This is a genomic window from Paenibacillus sp. FSL H3-0333, assembly GCF_038002805.1.
GTDB classification, from domain to species: domain Bacteria; phylum Bacillota; class Bacilli; order Paenibacillales; family Paenibacillaceae; genus Paenibacillus_AQ; species Paenibacillus_AQ silagei.
Genome location: NZ_JBBODG010000001.1, coordinates 3,723,033 through 3,741,692 on the forward strand (window position 1 = coordinate 3,723,033; position 18,660 = coordinate 3,741,692).

Consider the following 18,660-nt stretch of genomic DNA (forward strand, 5'->3'; position numbering starts at 1 on the left):
TGTATACGGAAGAACCGTGGCTTGAGCGATCATGCTGCGGTTTTTTGTTTTATATTAGGTATAACAAATTACCCTATGGCTGTTCCTGTTAACGTAAGAAGCGGAAGAGAAGCACCTGCTGAGTTTTGCATCCGGAAGGAGGCCTTCATCTTACAATAAAAGGGAGTATTACCCCTGGGAGCAAAAAAAACGAATGTATGTTCTAAAAAAGACTTGGCAAGCCCTTCAAAACACGTTATTATAATACTATAAACAGTGAAGGAAGTGGTCTGATTGTCAGATCGTCGTGCAGCGCTTGATATGGCGCTTCGTCAAATAGAAAAACAATTCGGTAAAGGTTCGGTAATGAAACTGGGAGAATCCACTCACATGAAAGTGGAAGTTGTACCTAGCGGATCTTTGGCACTTGATATTGCACTAGGTATTGGCGGACTTCCCAAAGGACGTATTATTGAAGTATATGGACCGGAATCTTCCGGTAAGACGACGGTTGCACTCCATGCGATCGCTGAAGTACAGAAGCAGGGCGGACAAGCTGCCTTCATCGATGCTGAGCATGCGCTTGATCCCAAGTATGCCAAGGCGCTTGGCGTTAACATTGATGAATTGCTGCTGTCCCAGCCTGATACGGGTGAACAGGCCCTGGAAATCGCTGAAGCGCTTGTACGCAGCGGAGCAGTAGACATCATTGTAGTTGACTCTGTAGCAGCACTTGTGCCGAAGGCGGAAATTGAAGGCGACATGGGTGATTCCCACGTAGGCTTGCAGGCCCGTCTGATGTCCCAGGCCTTGCGGAAGCTGTCAGGCGCCATTAACAAATCCAACACCATTGCGATCTTCATTAACCAGCTTCGTGAGAAGATTGGCGTAATGTTCGGTAACCCAGAGACCACTCCGGGTGGACGCGCTCTGAAATTCTACTCCTCCGTCCGTCTGGATGTGCGCCGGGTAGAGAGTATCAAGATGGGTAACGATGTCGTGGGTAACCGCACGAAGATCAAGGTTGTGAAGAACAAGGTAGCGCCTCCGTTCAAGCAAGCGGATGTAGATATCATGTACGGCGAAGGAATCTCCAGAGAGGGAAGCCTTGTGGATATCGGTACGGAGATGGATATTGTCAACAAGAGCGGTGCCTGGTATTCCTATGAAGGCGAACGTCTGGGTCAAGGACGGGAGAATTCCAAGCAGTTCCTGAAGGAACATCAGGATATTGCTCTGCTGATCGAGAACAAGATCCGTGAGGCAAGTAATCTGACAACTCTGGTAGCGGCACCATCTGAAGCAGATGTGGTTGCGGAGCAAGAGGAAGAAGAGAAATTGCTGCTTGAGATCGAGTAATTAAGTACTCCTCTACTTCTAATTGAATAATGAAGTCATGATGGATAGGCGCCCTGTGGAGGATATTACAGGGTGCCTTTTCGCAAATATTTCAGCTTAAGTAGGTGATCGGCAGGATGGTTATACAATTGGATGAGGAATTCGAAGAACAGGATGAGCAGCAGGTGCTGGCGGATTTCCCGGCAGATCAAGAGCTGGTAATTACAAAGGTAGAGCGGCTTAAGAAGTCTAATTATCGTTATCTAATCCATTTCGGAGACTACAACATGACTGTTCATGAAGATGTCATGATTAAATACCGGATGATTACCGGGAGTATTTTTGTAAAAGCAGATCTGGAGGATATTGTTGCCGCAGACGAGCGCCAGCGGGCGTATGTGGAGGGGCTTAGGTATCTGGAGCGCAAGCCCAGAACCGCACAGGAGATGGCCCGCCGTTTAAGGGAGAAGGAAATAGGGGAGACTGTTATTGCCGAAGTTCTGCTCCGCCTGCAGGAGGAACGTCTGCTTGATGATCCCTTGTACGCCAAGCAGTGGGCGGAGCAGCGGATTGTGAATCAGCGTAAGGGCAAGATGTGGATCCGGCAGGAGCTGCGGGAGAAAGGAATTGATAAGTCGCTGATTGCGGAAGCGCTGGATGAGATCACACCCGAGCAGGAGCTGGAGAGCGCGCTGCTGACCGGACGGAAGAAATGGAATACGATCCGGGGAGATGTGAACGACAAACGGCGGAAGACAGGGGCGTTCCTGATGCGCCGGGGATTCTCAGGAGAAATGGTGCGCCAGGTGATCGGGATTCTGCGGGATGAGCAGGATTCTGAGGGGGAAGAAGAGGAGTTTTACTTCCCGGATTGATTCTCTTGACTTTATTACGGTTATCGACTCTCTTGACAAGGTCTTTTTATAAATAATAAAATATAACATGAATCGGCATAAACTAAGAATCCTTTTTCCTTCCCAAAAAGCAGACTCTTATGTTCCGGTTCGCGTACAACTCATATGAAATGTAATCGCCGGATAAGGCGGGCAATGTCCATGTGCAGCATGTGCAGTATGGCAATCGGTGTATTACCGGTTTTTTGTATGGTGATGAACGGATAGTTTAACAACTGCACAAATACCCAAGGGAAGATCCTTGGAGGATATCAACGAGGAGGTGAACAGATGGAAACATTGATCTGGGTCATTGTCGTTCTCGTTGTAGCTGCAGCATTCTTTGGATTCGGTTATTTTATTCGTAAATCCCTTGCAGAAGCTAAGATTTCCAGCGCAGAGAAAGAAGCCGTAGTCATCGTGGAGAACGCGAAGAAAGAGGCGGAGGCGCTGAAGAAGGAAACGGTACTTGAGGCTAAGGACGAAGTTCATAGAATCCGTACCGAAGCTGAGAAAGAAACTCGTGAACGTCGGAATGAAATCCAACGGCAAGAGCGACGTTTGCTGCAAAAGGAAGAATCGCTGGATAAAAAAATGGAATCGCTTGAACGAAAAGAAGAACAAGTAGCTAACAAAGAGAAACGAATTGATGAAACCCAACAGCAAATTGATGTTATTTACAAGAATCAGGTTACTGAACTGGAACGTATCTCCAATCTGAGCATCGATGATGCCAGAAGTATCATTCTCAGCAATGTAGAACAGGAAGTTCGCCATGAAACTGCTCAGATGATCAAGGAAATCGAACAGCAGGCTAAGGAAGAAGCGGACAAGAAAGCCCGTGAGATTATCACCTTGGCGATTCAACGCTGTGCGGCTGATCATGTGGCGGAAACTACGGTATCTGTCGTTACCTTGCCGAATGAAGAGATGAAGGGCCGGATCATCGGTCGTGAAGGCCGCAATATCCGTGCGCTGGAGACTCTGACCGGGATTGATCTTATTATTGATGATACGCCGGAAGCCGTTATTCTGTCAGGATTTGATCCGATCCGCCGCGAAGTGGCCCGTACGGCACTGGAGAAGCTGGTGGCAGATGGACGTATCCATCCTGCACGTATTGAAGAAATGGTGGAGAAATCCCGCAAAGAAGTGGATGAACGGATTCGCGAATACGGTGAACAAGCTACCTTCGAGGTTGGCGTTCATGGTCTGCACCCGGATCTGATCAAAATTCTGGGCCGCCTGAAATTCCGCACGAGCTACGGTCAAAACGTACTGAAGCACTCCATGGAGGTTGCTTATTTGACTGGACTTATGGCCGGTGAGCTTGGGGAAGACATCGTGCTTGCAAAACGTGCCGGACTGCTGCATGATATCGGCAAAGCGCTTGATCATGAAGTGGAAGGTTCGCATGTTGAAATCGGCGTCGAACTGGCGAAGAAGTACAAGGAACATCCGGTGGTTATCAACAGTATCGCGTCCCACCATGGAGATTGCGAGGCTACCTCGGTTATTGCTATGCTGGTGGGAGCTGCTGATGCATTGTCGGCTGCCCGTCCAGGTGCACGCCGTGAGACCCTGGAAACGTACATCAAACGTCTGGAAAAGCTGGAGGAGATCTCGGAGTCCTTCGAGGGTGTCGAGAAATCCTATGCCATTCAGGCGGGCCGTGAGGTTCGCGTAATGGTACAGCCTGAGAAGATTGATGATGCCGAAAGCTTCCGTCTGGCCCGCGATATTACGAAGATGATTGAGAGTGAGCTGGATTATCCGGGTCATATCAAGGTTACGGTAATCCGCGAGACACGCGCTGTAGAATATGCGAAATAATTAAGGAAATCGGCCCCCTTGCGGGGCCTTTTTTCATGCAGCACGCTGTGGAGTTTGGAATGAAGCAGAATAGGTGAAATTATACTTAAGCAGCGATTTATGGTTGGCAGAGCATACACAAACCAAAAATTTAGGAGGAGAAGATTATTAAAGTTTTATTTATCGGAGACATTGTAGGCAATACAGGCAGAAAAGCGCTGCGTGAAATGCTGCCTTCCCTGAAAAGCAAATATCAGCCGCATATCATCATTGCCAATGGTGAGAATGCCGCTGCCGGCAGAGGGATCACCGCTGCTATCGCTAACGAATTTTTTAACTGGGGTATCCACGGTATTACGATGGGCAACCACACCTGGGACAACAAGGATATCTTTGAGTTCATCGACGATGAGCCACGGATCATCCGTCCGGCTAACTTTCCGCCGGGGACACCGGGCCGCGGATATACCGTTGTTAAGGGGAACGGCAAGCAGCTGGCGATTGTGAATCTGCAGGGCCGTACCTTTCTTCCGGCGATCGATGACCCGTTCCGGGTGGGCGAGGAGATTGTGGAGGAACTGCGCAGAGAGCATAAGTGCATTCTGGTGGATTTCCATGCGGAAGCTACCTCCGAGAAAATTGCGATGGGCTATTTTATGGATGGACTGGCTTCGATTGTAGTCGGCACACATACTCATGTGCAGAGTAATGATGATGTGATCCTGCCTGGAGGTACAGCATATCTTACAGATGCGGGTATGGTTGGTTCAAGAGAAGGGATTCTGGGTATGGAAAAGGATGCGATCATCTATAAATTTACAACTCAGCTTCCCTCCCGGTTTGTAGTCGACGAAGGCAAATGGCAGCTGCATGGTCTATTCGCAGAACTTGATGAAGCTACAGGCAGAGCGACACGACTGGAGAAGATCCGGCTGCGTGAGGATGAATGGGTGATGAGCTAAGGACGGCAATGCCATTTCTACTTGCAAATAGGTAATTCGGTAATACTCATTTTGTTTTGGGTGAAGTGTGATATTTATTATATCGAAAAAGAGTATCTTTTGAACTATTTTCTCCGGAGAGGTCCGCAAAAAGAAGGAATTAATTCTTCTGAAGCGAATAACATCTACTGTAGTGGAAGAAGAACACCATCATTTTCCCAGGGGAGGTACTTACTATGGATGTATTAAAAGTATCAGCTAAATCCAATCCAAATTCCGTTGCTGGCGCATTAGCAGGTGTTCTTCGCGAACGTGGATCGGCCGAGCTACAAGCTATTGGAGCAGGAGCACTGAACCAGGCCGTGAAGGCCGTTGCCATCGCCCGGGGATTTGTCGCACCTAGCGGAGTGGACTTGATCTGTATTCCGGCTTTTACGGATATAGTGATTGATGGGGAAGACCGGACGGCAATCAAACTTATTGTGGAACCTAGATAACTCAAGTGAATTATTTAGATTAAGCCTGTTTACATTGTAAACAGGCTTTTTGCTGTGCTGACTGCCGCTTCAGTTAGGTGCATATACATGAAATAGACGCTGGGCCGTCAACGGTTCATTTGGATATTCAGCAAGTGAAGGAAGAAGGAGAGCTGACCTATGGTGGGAAACAGGAAGCTGAAGGTGGCAGATTTTCATTGTGATGCTCTGAGTAAGCTGCAGGCGAATTCAGGGATAGACTTCAAGAATGATCCCCGGCTGGATGTGACCGCAGAGCGGCTGGCGGAGGGGAATGTCGGACTGCAGGTTTTTGCCATCTATTTGTCTGCGGTGCGCGGAAGGGCAAAGTTCGAGGATATTCTGGGGCAAATCGAGTGCTTCCATCAAAAGGTTACCGGTCCTGGAGGGCTGCAGTGGCTGAGGTGGAAGGAAGAAGCGCAGGAAGGCAGCTTCACTGCACCGGCCTATGGAATGCTCTCTCTGGAGGGCGTGGATGGTCTGGAGGGCAATCTGTTCTATGCCCAGTTATGCTTCGAGCTGGGTGTGCGCTGCCTGGGGATTACCTGGAACTATGCCAACTGGGCGGCGGACGGTGTGCTGGAGCGGCGGAACGGCGGTTTCACTGAGCATGGCCGGAAACTGATCGACTGGTGCAACGGGAGCGGAATGCTGCTGGATGTGTCGCATTTGGCCCCGGCAGGCTTCTGGGAGCTGCTGGAGCACAGTACCCGTCCGTTCATTGCTTCGCATTCGAATTGCGCGGCGGTATGCAGTCATCCCCGCAATCTGAGTGATGATCAGCTGAAGGCACTGATTGTAAGCGACGGGCGAATCGGGCTTACCTTTGTCCCCTGGTTCGTGCGGGATGAAGGAGCGGCCCGGAGGGAGGATATGCGGAGGCATATTGAGCATGTCTGTGGTCTTGGCGGGAGCGGACAGCTGATGTTCGGCTCGGACTTTGACGGAATTGAAGCGTGGGTAGAAGGGCTGGAGCATCCGGGGCAATACGCGGAGTTCGCCGAGATGCTGCTGAAATACTATCCGGAGGCGGATGTGCGGGGCTGGCTGTATGAGAATGCGCTAGGATTCTTAAGGGATCAGTTACCTTCTTCGGCAGGAAGCGCCTCTGTTCTCGCCGGGAAATGACTATGAATTGGAAAAACCAGGATGAAGCATTCACAGAATCGTAATATGCCCGGAAAAAAGCCTCGCATTGTGATGCGGGTCTTTTTATTTTCGGGTAATAAGATGTATAATGTTCAGTGGCTTGTACAGATACTAGAGAAAATACAAGGAGTGACTTAAAAATGAGCAAGACTGTACCCGTAGGTGTGTCGGCCCGGCATATTCACCTTACGCAGGAGCACGTAGAAGCATTGTTTGGCCCAGGTTATCAATTGACCGAGTTCAAACCCCTGTCCCAACCCGGACAATTCGCAGCGAATGAGCAAGTGGCTGTCATTGGTTCGAAAGGGAAGTTCGACAAAGTAAGAATCCTCGGACCTGCCCGTCCGGCTTCACAGCTGGAAGTATCCCGCACAGACTCCTTCAGCCTCGGCGTGAAGGCCCCTGTCCGTGAATCCGGCAATATTGAAGGAACACCAGGAATTACGATTAAAGGACCTGCCGGTGAAGTTGAGCTGGAGACTGGTGTTATTGTAGCAGCGCGCCACATCCACTTCCATACTTCCGAAGCAGAAGCTTGGGGCATTGCCGATAAGCAGCTCCTGAAGGTACGTCTGGGCGGCGAACGCGGCCTGGTGCTGGAGAACGTAATTGCACGCGTATCCGACAGCTTCAAGCTGGACATGCACATCGATACCGATGAAGCTAACGCTGCCGGTGCCAATAATGGCGATACCGCTGAAATCCTAGACTAGTATTTTTATTATAGGTAAGACAAGAGCAGGGGACCTTCCTCTGCTTTTTTGTTGTAATTTTTTTTGAAAAGAAAGAAATGAAAGTTTTCATATTTGCTTTTCTGTGTTATCATTATGTGTTACGACTTTGCTGAGCGCTATGTGGAGACGCCGCAAAAGGAATATACAGTAATGGAATTAAGGATTCACCAATATATGTATGCACAATGAAGGAGATAAAATGACATTTAACGATTTGAACCTGATCCCCCCGATTCTTAAGGCGCTTAGCCTGGAAAACTATACATCCCCAACCCCGATCCAGGAAGAGTCTATTCCTGCGGCATTAGCCGGCAGAGACATCCTGGGCTGTGCACAGACCGGTACCGGTAAAACGGCGGCCTTCTCATTGCCGATTATTCAGCTGCTGAGCCAGCAGCCGGGCAGAACCGGCGGAGGCAAGCGCATCCGTTCCCTGATTCTTACGCCTACCCGTGAGCTGGCGCTGCAAATTCAGGAGAACATTCAGGCTTACAGCAAGTTCACAACCATCCGTTCGACAGCCATTGTCGGTGGAGTATCACAGAAGGCGCAGGAGCGGGCGCTTGCCATCGGTGCCGACATTCTGATTGCTACACCGGGCCGTCTAATCGACCTGATCAGCCAAAAGCGTGTGGATCTTCAGCATGTGCAGATTCTCGTGCTGGATGAAGCGGACCGCATGCTGGACATGGGCTTCATTCATGATGTGAAGCGGATTATTGCCAAGATGCCGCTCAAGAAGCAGACGTTGTTCTTCTCAGCGACTATGCCTGCGGAGATTTCGCAGCTGGTGAAAACACTGCTTGTCAATCCGGTGAAAATCGAGATTACTCCGGTTTCCTCCACGGTAGACAGAATTGAGCAGTCGATCTATCTGCTGGAGAACGGAAATAAGCAGAATCAGCTGAACCGTCTGCTGCAGGACCCGTCGATTGTATCGGCGCTGGTATTCACACGCACCAAACGCGGCGCGGACCGGGTAACCCGGGATTTAACCCGCATTAATATTACAGCACAAGCCATTCACGGGAACAAATCACAGAATGAGCGCCAGAATGCGCTAAGAAACTTCAAGAGCGGAGCGACCCGCGTGCTGGTAGCAACAGACATCGCTGCGCGCGGAATTGATATTGATGAGCTGTCCCATGTCATCAACTTCAACCTGCCGAATATCCCGGAAACCTATGTTCACCGTATTGGCCGGACCGGCCGTGCGGGGATGAGCGGCATCGCCATCTCGCTGTGCGAAGCGGAGGAAATTCCGTATCTGAAGGATATCCAGAAGCTGATCGGCAAGACGATTCCGGAGATCAAGGAGCATGCGTATCCGATGTCTAAGAGCAATCTGGCATTGCTGGCAGACCGTCCCGGCAAAGCGCCGGTCAAACCGTCGCAGAAAGCCAAGACGAATCCGCCCCGCAAGCCGAAGTCGGAATGGTTCGCGCAAGGCAAACAGCAGAGCGGCGGCAACACAGGTGGCGCTAAAGGCGCTTCTGGAAGCGGTCATGCAGGCAGTGGAGCTAGAAGCGCATCGGGCAACAGTTATGCTGGCGGTGGAGCGAGAGGTGCTTCGGGGGGCCAGGCTAATGCCAGCGGGCGTCCAGGCGGCAGCCAGAGCCAGAAATCGCCCAGCGGCTCATACGGCCGTTCAAACCCTTCGGGCAGCAGACCTGGCGGTCAGAGCGGACGTCCGTCCAGCCGTCCAGCGGCTAAAGCGGGCCGCTCGTAATTCGATTTTGTAACGTGCAGTAATGCTTGACCTTATCTAACATAAACACCCGCCATTCTCAGGTTCTCACTGAAAATGGCGGGTGTTTGTCTGCTCCATGGCCTCTTAACGGTTACATCGCTTCTTGTCTGCCGCTGACAGCTTCCCCTGCAAGGTAGGCGCCCAGCTCCTCGCGCAGCGCGGTGCTAATGGAAGTCATTGGCAAGCGGAGCGTATCCGAGGAGAGCTCTCCGAGTTCGCTGAGCAGCCATTTGATCGGGGCCGGGTTGGACTCCTTGAACAGCAGCTTCATCAGCGGCACTAGCTGATCATACGCAGCCTGTGCAGCCTCAATCTGACCGGCTCTGTACTGCTCGTAGATGCTGAGGAAGCGGCCTGTATGTACATTGGCTGAGGCCAGCATGCCTCCGGCGGCCCCGTAGCCCAGCATGTCGAAGAAATGCAGATCTTCGCCGCAGAGCACGGGCTTGCCGCCGCTCTTGGACAGCTCGGAGACGAGCAGGGGGGAGCCGGAGCAGTCTTTTAACCCTACGACATTGTTCATCTCCAGGATCGTACGGGCAGTGTCCAGCGTCATGCCGACTCCAGTGCGGCCCGGGATATCGTAAGCCATAATGGGCAGACCCACTTCTGCCGCCTTGCGGAAATGAGCGATGATGCCTTCCTGGGACGGACGGCTGTAATAAGGGACAACCACCAGTGCGGCATCGGCACCTGCGTTCGCCGCCAGCTCAGTACGGGCCACGGTAGAGTAGGTATCATTCGTACCTGTGCCCACCACGAGCGGGATAGAGCTGGACTTCAGAAGTTCCCGTGAGATATCCACGAGCGACTGTAATTCCTGTATATTGACTGTCGGCGATTCTCCAGTGGTTCCATTGACGACCAGACCATGAATATTGTTCTTGATGATGTTGTTCACATAACGCTGATACGATTCCAGATCAAGCTCGCCTGCAGCATGGAACGGGGTGACCACGGGAACATAAATTCCATAAATCTGTTCTTCTGTTAACATGAATATCGTCCTCCAAAAATGTAAAATCCGTTTGTTCTACTGTACCATGGATTATTGCATCGTTGTTAGCTATAATAAATGATGTGGGTTATCAATAATATTGATGTTAGGGTGAGACGATGGACTTAACGTATATGCGGACCTTCCGCGAAGTGGCCAAGCGGCAGAGCTTTACGCGTGCGGCTGAAGAGCTGGGCTATGCCCAGTCCAGTGTCACGATGCAGATACAGAAGATTGAGAAGGAATATGGAGTGCCGCTCATTGAACGTCATGGCCGAGCCTTGCGTTTAACTCCGCCGGGGGAAGAGCTGCTTAAGCTGTTCGTGGAGATTCTGGATCTCTATGACCGCTCTAAGGAAACGATCGCCCAGCAGATCGGCGGAACGCTTACGATTGGAACGATTGATTCACTTGCGGCCTTCTATCTGCCGCCGTTCCTGCAGCAGCTGCGGACGATGTTCCCTGGTCTGAATATTCATTTGCAGACCGAGCAGGAGGCCAATCTGATATCCAAAATCAGGGACGGAGAGGTCGATATCGGTCTTCTGCTGGACCGGAGCACGGTGGATAGCGCGCTTACGCGAACGATTATCCGCGATGAGCCGCTTGTGCTCGTGGCACCAGCCAGCCATCCGCTGGCCCGGCTGGAGCAGGTGACCCTCCAGGATCTGAACAACTGCGAGCTGATTGTATCCGAGGAGAGCTGCATTTACCGCAGCCTGTTCGAGAACCTGCTCCGGGACCACGGGATCGTGTTTCGGATTGGTTTTGAGCTGTCGAATCTGGAAGCGATTAAGCGTTGTGTACGCAATGGCCTGGGCATAGCGCTGCTGCCGCGGATTGTGGCGGAGGAGGAGATCGAGCGGGGGAACCTGTCCGAGCTGTCTTTTGCCCACCCGGAGATTCATTTCGATCTGCAACTGCTGCTGCATCCGAAGAAGTGGAAGTCCCTGCCGCTCCAGTCGCTGATTCAGATGATGCTTGAGGATGCCAAGGCGAAGACTGTTGCGCTGTAATGGTAACGTACCGGGCAGCAGCCGTCTCGTAACAAATTCATATCAGCAGAAGAGCACTGCCGTATCGCCCTCATGAAGGGTGCGGCAGTGCTCTTTTTGAGTTATAAGCTAATATTGATGATTACTTTAATACCTTTCCAGAATCAGCTGGGTCTTGAGGCCATCAGCAGGAAGAAGCCAGCCCTCGGCGTTCAGCAGGCTCATCAGCCCGGCACGTAACCCGGTTACACTGGTGCTATCGGTGGTTTTGAACGAAATCTCCACGATATTCTGGATGCCGTTTCCCGCCTCATCACGCACTGGCCATACCTCAAGAGTGATCTCCTGATTGTTCCAGGTGCCTGTATACCGCTCGAAGGTCAACGGGCCATGCGCCCGGGAGGCTGTCAGCTTCTGCTTCCCCCAGTTCGATGCAGACCAGTTCTTCAATTTGCCTGGCAGCTTGTCCAGCAGCAGCTTCAGGGCCTCTTCCTCAGCAGGAAGAACGGCTCCGGCAGCTTTGGTGCTGACCTTTTTGGTATTAGAGAAGCTAAGGGTCTGCTTGCCATACCCCCAATCCACCTCTGCTTCATAGTTATCATCTGAGGCGTCGAAGCCCTCCTGATTCGCCAGGGTGAGCGCTGCCTGGATATTTCCGTTCACGACAGGATAACGTTTCTTGTAGGTCAATTCATAATCGGACTTGTTCTCTTTTTTGCGCAGCCGCACATCCCACCCCTTGCTGTTCAGCTCAAGCGTGTCGGTATCGAAATACTCGACTCGAATAGCCTGTGGAGTAGAATTCAGATCGAATGTATCCATGACCTCGCGCTGCGGCGATCCGCTGCTGTCCAGTACAAGATCAGGGTCCGCCAGAAACTTCACCTCATAGGCTGGAACGGCGTTAGCTGCGGCTGAGACGCGCTCCGGCAGCAGGATGCCCTGTCCGGCTAATACACCGCCTGCTGTCACAATACTCAGCATGAAGGACAGGGTAAGCTTTTTCCATTTTCTCAAGCATCATCACTCCTATGATCAGGTTTGGGTATATGACCCACTTTACGGGCCAAGTATATGGGAGCGGTTAAAGTGAAAGGGGAATTGCGTTAATCCTGCATAGATTGACTCAATGACGGCTAACAGTTTTTGGTGGCCAGCAGGCTGCTCCGGAAGCTCTCCATCTGCACCGAAGGATGCCGGTCCTTGTTATGCACGGCATAGATATAACGCGGTGACATCTCCCCTTGAATAGGCATCACCTGAATTAGACCTTGCTGCTGCTCCCACTGTACCGCCATCCGGGACATCACGGAGATGTGGCCGCCCAGCTGCACGAGCTGCTTGATGGCCTCCAGTGAATCGACCTCAATCGTATTACGCAGCTGCAGCCCTTGCTGTCCGAACCAGCGCTCCGTCAGGCGGCGAGTACTGGATTCGCTTCCGTGCAGCGCAAAGGGAGTCTTACTCATCTCCTCCATAGTAAGCTGAGTCTTGCGGGCGAGCGGATGCTTAGGAGAACAGATCAGGACGAGGTCATCTGTAATCAGCGATTCAGCCTGCAGAGCAGGCTCCGTGAAAGGCTCGGAGGAGATCACACCTAAGTCGATTTCGTGGCGGATCAGCATCTCCCGGATGACCGGAGAGGGCTTCACAGACAGAGCCATGCGGATGCCGGGGAACTCCCGGGAGAACGCATGTAATATGGACGGCAGCAAATAGGTTGCAGGTACATAACTGGCCCCAATCAGCAGCGTTCCCCGGTAGAGGGTGTCGAATTCTCCGGCTACCCGCCGGGCCTCGCGGGCAAGCGCATTAATCTTCACGGAATAATGAAGGAGGGCTGCTCCGGCCTCGGTGAGAAAGGTTTTGCCGCTGCGGGCCTCGAACAGCCGGACCCCAAGCTCTTCTTCAAGCGACTTCATATGAAAGGTTACGGTCGGCTGCTTGATCCCGAGCACTTCAGCTACGCTGGTCATATGGTGCAGCTGGTCGATTAGTTCAATGATTTGCAGTTTCATCAGATTCATGGAGTTACCTCTTCCAATCGTTAGTGGGATCTCCCCCCATCATAGATTTTATCTATGAACGTTAACAGAATTCATATATAAAGTTAATTACGTGTTTACATGAAAAATAAACAACCTGCGAATACAGACGTTAGACTGAGGACAGCTCAAGAAGACAGGCAGGGATCGAAATGAATATTCAGATAAAGGGGATTCATAAAAGCTTTGGCGGACAACCGGCGCTGCTGCCTGCGGGGCTTGAATTGATGCACGGTAAGTTCACTACCTTACTGGGGCCTTCCGGCTGCGGCAAAACCACGCTGCTGCGGATGTTAGCGGGCCTTGAGCGCCCGGATGGCGGGGAATTATACGCTGACGGGAAATGTTATTTCTCCGCTGCGCAGCGGATCGATGTTCCGGTGCACAAGCGGAATTTCGGGATGGTGTTTCAGGATTTTGCACTTTGGCCGCATATGACGGTGTATGAGAATGTGGCTTTCGGGCTGAAGGCCTCAGGGCAGCGTGCGCAGCTGCGGAGCAAGGTACTGGAGACACTGGAGATGGTCCGGCTGCAGGGGATGGAGAACCGGTATCCGCATCAGCTGTCGGGCGGTCAGCAGCAGAGGGTTGCTTTTGCCAGAGCGGTAGTTGTCCGTCCGGGTGTGGTGCTCTTCGATGAGCCGTTAAGCGCGCTGGATGCCGTACTCCGGGAAGAGATGAGAGTGGAGATGATGTCGCTGGTCCGGGACATGGGTCTCACTGCACTCTACGTGACCCATGATCAGATTGAAGCGATGTCGATGTCCGACGAGATTGTCGTTATGAAAAGCGGGCGGATATTGCAGACTGGGACTCCTGAAGCGGTATACGAGGCACCGTCAGAACCGTTCGTGGCCTCATTCATCGGCAAGTCGAACTGGCTTACGCCGGAGCAGGAGATGGTGCGTCCTGAGCATATCGGATGGAGCCGGACGGCGGGCGATGATCTGTGTTATTCCGCTGCTGTACGGAGTGTCAGTTATGCCGGAGAACGTTATGAGATCCGTGCGGAGGTGGAGGGGGTCGGAATATGGACAGCCTATCTGAACAACCGGATTCCTGTAGGAGAAAGGGTTCAGCTCTATGTCTCACCACGGCGGATATGCCGGATGAATTCGAATTCAAATGAAGAAGAACTTAAAAGGAGCGAATCATAACCATGAAATGGAACAAACCGCGTAAACAAGGGGCAGTGCTGCTGTTATCTGCTGTGATGAGTATGAGTCTGGCGGGTTGTAGTACGGGCAATAGCACGAGTGCCGGCGGGGCCAGCACGAGTACACCTGAGGCAACTGGGGCAGCTTCGTCAACTCCTGAAGCTACAGAAGCCGCGTTAAGCGGCAAGCTGGTGCTCTATTCCGCCGGCCCGCAGGGCCTGGCAGACAATATTGTGAATGGCTTCAAGGCCAAGACAGGTGTCACGGTGGAGATGTTCCAGGGAACGACCGGCAAGATTCTGGCCCGGATGGAAGCGGAGAAGGCAAACCCGGTGGCCGATGTGGTGATTCTGGCTTCCCTGCCTTCCGCACAGGCGCTTAAGGCGGAGGGGCTGACGCTGCCCTACCCGGAAGCGGCCAATAAGGACAAGCTGATTCAGGACTGGTCGGATGCAGAAGGCAATTATTTCAGCTCAAGCGCATCAGCACTGGGAATTGTCTATAATACGAAGCTGGTAGCGAATCCGCCCAAGACCTGGGCAGAGCTGGCAGATGCGGAGTGGAAGGATGCCGTCAACCTTCCTGATCCGACGCTGTCTGGTTCGGCGCTGGATTTCATTACAGGCTATCTGAGCGTGAACGGCGAGCAGGGCTGGGAGCTGTTCAAGAATTACAAGGCGAACGGTGCCGCTATGGCTGGAGCGAACCAGGAGGCGCTTGATCCGGTGATTACAGGAGCTAAGAGTATTGTAGCAGCAGGGGTAGATTATATGGCCTACAAAGCTAAAGCAAAGGGAGAACCGCTGGATATCATCTATCCTGAGGAGGGTACGGTGGTAAGTCCGAGACCGGCAGCAATTCTAAAAACGAGTCCGAACGTGGCCAATGCTAAAGCATTCATTGATTATCTGTTGTCTGACGAAGCTCAGCAGCTGGTAGCGGATGCGTATCTCATACCGGGCCGCGAGGATATTGAAGCTTCAAACCGGACCAATCTGAAGGACATCCCGCAGCTTAAGGCAGACTGGACCTGGATGAGTGAGCATGGGAATGAGACGGCTTCGAAATTCGCGGAAATTTACAAATAAAGGCTTAAGGTTGAGGTGAAAGCAATGAGTCCAGTCTCCATGGACAGTAACCGGATACTTCGGAGAGCGGGCTTGCTGCTCTCCTTCTTTTTGCTGGCGGTCAGCATCGGCATTCCGCTTCTGCTCATCTTCTGGCAAAGCGTTACCCCGGATCAGCGGCTGGACTGGATGGCCCCCCTCCGTACGATCACCGGACACAGTCTGTCCGGGGTGCTGCTGAACTCGGTATGGCTTGGAATATGCGTAGTGGCAGGAACTACGCTGCTTGCGATGCCGCTGGCCTGGATGATGGCCAAGACCCGTATGGGGCTGCACCGCTGGATTGATGTTATTCTGCTGATTCCGTTCATGACCCCGCCGTATATCGGCTCCATGGGCTGGATTCTGTTCATGCAAAAAGGCGGATATCTTCAGCAGTGGCTTCCGGGTGCGGGTGCGTTAAGTGATTCTTTCTTCAGCTTCTGGGGAATGGTCTTCATTATGAGCATGCATCTGTTCCCGTTCCTGTATCTGCTGCTTCGGGATGCGCTTATTCGAATAGGCGGCAATCTGGAGGAGGCGGGAGCGGTGCACGGGGCAAAGGCAGGCTACCGCTTCCGGCGGATCATCATGCCGCTGCTGCTGTCGGCCTATGGCATGGGGGTGATGCTCGTCTTCGTCAAGACGATTGCGGAGTTCGGAACACCGGCTACCTTCGGCCGCAAGATCGGCTATTATGTCATGACCTCGGAAATTCATAAATACATTTCCAGCTGGCCGATTGACTTCGGCAAGGCTACATCGCTCGCATCCGTGCTGTTGTCGGTCTGTCTGGTCATCTGGTACATGCAGTCGGCGGTCAGCCGCCGGTTCACTTACCGTTTGGTGGGGGGCAAGGGACAACGCTCCAAGATGTATTCCCTGCGCGGCGGTGCAGGCTGGTTAGCGGGCCTGTATCTGGCTGCCCTGCTGCTATTATCCATAGGCATCCCCTACTTCTCGATTATCGCCGCCTCGCTGATGAAGCTGCGCGGTTCCGGGCTGTCGCTGGACAATCTGACGCTGGATCATTACAGGGAGCTGCTCTCCTGGGGATCGGCGAGCCTGAAGGCGATTGGGAACAGTCTGGGGCTGTCGCTTGCCGCAGCATCGGTGGCTGTCGTGCTTGGAGCCGGCCTTGCCCTGGCCATCGGCAGGTCTTCGGGGCGGCTGCAGCGGATCATTGATCTGCTGAGTCTTTTGCCTAATACGGTTCCGGGCATTGTAATGGTGGTGGGGCTGATTCTGCTCTGGAATGCGCCATGGATGCCCTTCACGCTCTACAACACCTACGGGATGGTAGTGCTTACGTATGTGGTGCTGTTTCTTCCTTATACCGTGCAGTATGTGAAGTCCAGCTTCTCGCAAATTAACGGGTTGCTGTTTCAAGCGGCCCAGGTGAGCGGAGCAGGCCCGTTCTATATCTTGCAGCGGATTCTGCTTCCGCTCATTATGCCCGGTATGCTGGCAGGCTGGATGATGACCTTCACCATATCTGTACGGGAGCTGGTTGGATCGCTGCTGATTCTGCCGCCTTCGATGCAGACCTCGGCTACGTATATTTTTGCCCAGTTCGAACAGGGGCAGGTATCGCTTGGCATGGCAATGGCGGTGGTATCGGTTGGCTTGACGGTGCTGCTGCTGCTCGGCATTGAACTGCTGAATTCCAGAACAAAGTGGACCGGATTATGACGAAGCTGACCATATGGGGCGGAGCCGGTGAACACGGGCGTTCCGCTTACCTCCTGAGTGGAAGGGGCTACCGTCTGCTGCTTGATTGCGGCGTCAAAAAAGGCGGAGCCGGACAATATCCCCTCATCGAACCCGGGCAGGCGGCTTTGCTGGACACGGTACTGCTCTCCCATGCCCATGAGGATCATTCGGTAGCACTGCCGCTGCTGTATGCGCAGGGTTACAAGGGTGAGGTATGGACAACGCGGGAAACAAGGGCGCAACTGGATGCTTACTTACGCTCTTGGCGTTCAAGTATTAGTCGTGAGGGCCATGAGCTGCCATACACTGAAGCAGATGAACAAGCGATCCGTTACCGGTATCTGGAGGAAGAGGGCAACTGCCTGTCCTGGTTCAGACTGATTCCCGGAATTCAGGTCATGTGGGGACGAAGCGGGCATCTGGCGGGATCTGTATGGTTCCTGATCGCTGCGGAAGGGCGCTCAATCTTCTATTCCGGCGACTATACGGCGGAATCCCTGTTACTTGCGGCTGATTCACCAGCTGAGGCGATACAAGCAGCCGGAGGCATCCCGGATGCGGACCAGAGGCTGAGGGTATGGTCGTGCGGCCAGCGTCTTGATCTGGCGGTGGCCGATGCGGCGTACGGAATGGACGAGGAGACCCAGTCCGATAAGCTAAGGCAGCTGGAGCAGGCCATCCGCAGGACTGCGGCACGGGGGGGCAAGGTGCTGCTCCCGGTTCCGGCAGGCGGACGGAGCCAGGAGATGATGCTATGGGCTGCCAAGCTGTTCGCGGATCTGCCGATGGTAGTGGAAGCGAAGCTGATAGAGGGGATGAGGCGGCTGGCAGCCTCGCCGTTCTGGCTTAGGAGTGCTGAGCGAACAGGAGGGTATTCCGCAGCGGATCACATAGCAGACTTTCTTGCCGCCCGCCGCTGGACGATGCCGCAAAGCGAGGCGGAGCGGGAGGAGCTGCTGTCAGGCTCCGGCCCTTCCCTGTGGTTCGTGCCGGATGGCATGATGCAATCGTCCTTGTCCCGCTGGTACTATGCGAGGTGGGCGTCCCATTCAACCTATTCCGTGCTAATCACCGGTCATGTAGCGGCCGATACCTTCGGATACAAGCTGCTGCATGAACCGGGACAGCATGGAGTATGCGAAGTGCTTAAGCTGCGTTACAAGGTGCATCAGGGCCGGGAAGATGTGCAGCGTATGCTGAAGTCTCTTCCGGTCCGGCACGCCGTACTGGTTCATGCCGCGAAGCCGGAGACCGACAAGCTCCGCGAAGCCTTGATCCAGAGCGGGCAGCTGACGGGCTGCACGCTGCATTCTATGGCGGCGGGGGAAACGCTGGATTTGGATTAACTATGAAAAGATGAAAGAGGCTGTCTCGTAAGCGGGAATTTTGCTTATAGAGGGGCCTCTTTTTTGTTTTTTAGCAAATTGTATGCGGAATTCCGAATACAATCGGTGCTGCTGTGATGTGGATGGGCCTCATGCTCCGCAGTCCGTAACATTGTAGAGAAATCCTGCAAGAAGTGCAGTAATACGGCCC

General features: G+C 52.9%; 16 protein-coding genes. 13 read left to right on the top strand and 3 right to left on the bottom strand.

The genetic code is table 11. From position 1 onward, the window contains the following. Positions 1-273: 273 nt before the first annotated feature. From recA to MHH78_RS16445, 8 genes are all read left to right on the top strand, one after another. Complete coding sequence (recA, locus tag MHH78_RS16410) at positions 274-1,338, top strand: recombinase RecA (protein ID WP_076078685.1); 1,065 nt, start codon at positions 274-276, stop codon at positions 1,336-1,338. A 116-nt stretch (positions 1,339-1,454) separates the two neighbouring features. After that, positions 1,455-2,192, top strand: coding sequence for a regulatory protein RecX (locus MHH78_RS16415; RefSeq protein WP_341168018.1), 738 nt, complete (start codon positions 1,455-1,457; stop codon positions 2,190-2,192). Between the two features lie 309 nt (positions 2,193-2,501). Further along, positions 2,502-4,043: a ribonuclease Y gene (rny, locus tag MHH78_RS16420; RefSeq protein WP_209879583.1), complete on the top strand. Its 1,542-nt coding sequence runs from the start codon at positions 2,502-2,504 to the stop codon at positions 4,041-4,043. Between the two features lie 146 nt (positions 4,044-4,189). Next, complete coding sequence (locus MHH78_RS16425; protein WP_340757696.1) at positions 4,190-4,984, top strand: TIGR00282 family metallophosphoesterase; 795 nt, start codon at positions 4,190-4,192, stop codon at positions 4,982-4,984. Positions 4,985-5,199: 215 nt separating this feature from the next. Then, positions 5,200-5,460, top strand: a complete 261-nt coding sequence (locus tag MHH78_RS16430) for a stage V sporulation protein S (protein WP_019910496.1) — start codon at positions 5,200-5,202, stop codon at positions 5,458-5,460. Positions 5,461-5,619: 159 nt separating this feature from the next. Further along, complete coding sequence (locus MHH78_RS16435; protein ID WP_341168019.1) at positions 5,620-6,606, top strand: dipeptidase; 987 nt, start codon at positions 5,620-5,622, stop codon at positions 6,604-6,606. A gap of 161 nt (positions 6,607-6,767) precedes the next feature. Then, on the top strand, positions 6,768-7,340 hold the full coding sequence (gene pduL / locus MHH78_RS16440) for a phosphate propanoyltransferase (RefSeq protein WP_036692683.1): 573 nt from the start codon (positions 6,768-6,770) through the stop codon (positions 7,338-7,340). A gap of 220 nt (positions 7,341-7,560) precedes the next feature. Further along, positions 7,561-9,090 (top strand): DEAD/DEAH box helicase, encoded by a 1,530-nt coding sequence (locus MHH78_RS16445; RefSeq protein WP_341168020.1) that lies wholly within the window; start codon positions 7,561-7,563, stop codon positions 9,088-9,090. A 112-nt stretch (positions 9,091-9,202) separates the two neighbouring features. Here the strand turns inward: MHH78_RS16445 and dapA are convergent, their stop codons facing one another. Next, complete coding sequence (gene dapA / locus MHH78_RS16450) at positions 9,203-10,108, bottom strand: 4-hydroxy-tetrahydrodipicolinate synthase (RefSeq protein WP_341168021.1); 906 nt, start codon at positions 10,106-10,108, stop codon at positions 9,203-9,205. Positions 10,109-10,227: 119 nt separating this feature from the next. On the opposite strand from dapA, the gene MHH78_RS16455 reads away from it, so the two are divergent. Next, positions 10,228-11,124, top strand: coding sequence for a LysR family transcriptional regulator (locus MHH78_RS16455; protein WP_076078701.1), 897 nt, complete (start codon positions 10,228-10,230; stop codon positions 11,122-11,124). A gap of 126 nt (positions 11,125-11,250) precedes the next feature. Here the strand turns inward: MHH78_RS16455 and MHH78_RS16460 are convergent, their stop codons facing one another. Together MHH78_RS16460 and MHH78_RS16465 are read right to left on the bottom strand one after the other, a co-directional pair. After that, positions 11,251-12,120, bottom strand: coding sequence for a hypothetical protein (locus MHH78_RS16460; RefSeq protein WP_341168022.1), 870 nt, complete (start codon positions 12,118-12,120; stop codon positions 11,251-11,253). A gap of 119 nt (positions 12,121-12,239) precedes the next feature. Beyond that, positions 12,240-13,130 (bottom strand): LysR family transcriptional regulator, encoded by an 891-nt coding sequence (locus tag MHH78_RS16465; RefSeq protein WP_341168023.1) that lies wholly within the window; start codon positions 13,128-13,130, stop codon positions 12,240-12,242. A gap of 170 nt (positions 13,131-13,300) precedes the next feature. Here MHH78_RS16465 and MHH78_RS16470 point away from each other — a divergent pair, with 170 nt between their 5' ends. From MHH78_RS16470 to MHH78_RS16485, 4 genes are read left to right on the top strand one after another with little or no spacing between them, the layout of a single operon-like run. Beyond that, entirely contained in the window at positions 13,301-14,305 is a 1,005-nt protein-coding gene (locus MHH78_RS16470) for an ABC transporter ATP-binding protein (protein ID WP_341168024.1), read from the top strand. 2 nt (positions 14,306-14,307) lie between these two features. Beyond that, positions 14,308-15,393: an ABC transporter substrate-binding protein gene (locus MHH78_RS16475; protein WP_341168025.1), complete on the top strand. Its 1,086-nt coding sequence runs from the start codon at positions 14,308-14,310 to the stop codon at positions 15,391-15,393. A gap of 24 nt (positions 15,394-15,417) precedes the next feature. Beyond that, complete coding sequence (locus MHH78_RS16480; RefSeq protein WP_341168026.1) at positions 15,418-17,103, top strand: ABC transporter permease; 1,686 nt, start codon at positions 15,418-15,420, stop codon at positions 17,101-17,103. Beyond that, a complete protein-coding gene (locus MHH78_RS16485) occupies positions 17,100-18,470 on the top strand; it encodes an MBL fold metallo-hydrolase (RefSeq protein WP_341168027.1) in 1,371 nt (456 codons plus the stop codon). Before MHH78_RS16480 ends, MHH78_RS16485 begins: the two co-directional genes overlap by 4 nt. Positions 18,471-18,660: the final 190 nt, after the last annotated feature.

Bases quoted from the DNA above. Each gene is read 5' to 3' on its own strand.
- MHH78_RS16415 (WP_341168018.1), top strand. From the start codon at position 1,455: ATGGTTATACAATTGGATGAGGAATTCGAAGAACAGGATGAGCAGCAG.
- rny (WP_209879583.1), top strand. From the start codon at position 2,502: ATGGAAACATTGATCTGGGTCATTGTCGTTCTCGTTGTAGCTGCAGCA.
- MHH78_RS16430 (WP_019910496.1), top strand. From the start codon at position 5,200: ATGGATGTATTAAAAGTATCAGCTAAATCCAATCCAAATTCCGTTGCT.
- MHH78_RS16435 (WP_341168019.1), top strand. From the start codon at position 5,620: ATGGTGGGAAACAGGAAGCTGAAGGTGGCAGATTTTCATTGTGATGCT.
- pduL (WP_036692683.1), top strand. From the start codon at position 6,768: ATGAGCAAGACTGTACCCGTAGGTGTGTCGGCCCGGCATATTCACCTT.
- MHH78_RS16445 (WP_341168020.1), top strand. From the start codon at position 7,561: ATGACATTTAACGATTTGAACCTGATCCCCCCGATTCTTAAGGCGCTT.
- dapA (WP_341168021.1), bottom strand. From the start codon at position 10,108: ATGTTAACAGAAGAACAGATTTATGGAATTTATGTTCCCGTGGTCACC.
- MHH78_RS16455 (WP_076078701.1), top strand. From the start codon at position 10,228: ATGGACTTAACGTATATGCGGACCTTCCGCGAAGTGGCCAAGCGGCAG.
- MHH78_RS16465 (WP_341168023.1), bottom strand. From the start codon at position 13,130: ATGAATCTGATGAAACTGCAAATCATTGAACTAATCGACCAGCTGCAC.
- MHH78_RS16470 (WP_341168024.1), top strand. From the start codon at position 13,301: ATGAATATTCAGATAAAGGGGATTCATAAAAGCTTTGGCGGACAACCG.
- MHH78_RS16475 (WP_341168025.1), top strand. From the start codon at position 14,308: ATGAAATGGAACAAACCGCGTAAACAAGGGGCAGTGCTGCTGTTATCT.
- MHH78_RS16480 (WP_341168026.1), top strand. From the start codon at position 15,418: ATGAGTCCAGTCTCCATGGACAGTAACCGGATACTTCGGAGAGCGGGC.
- MHH78_RS16485 (WP_341168027.1), top strand. From the start codon at position 17,100: ATGACGAAGCTGACCATATGGGGCGGAGCCGGTGAACACGGGCGTTCC.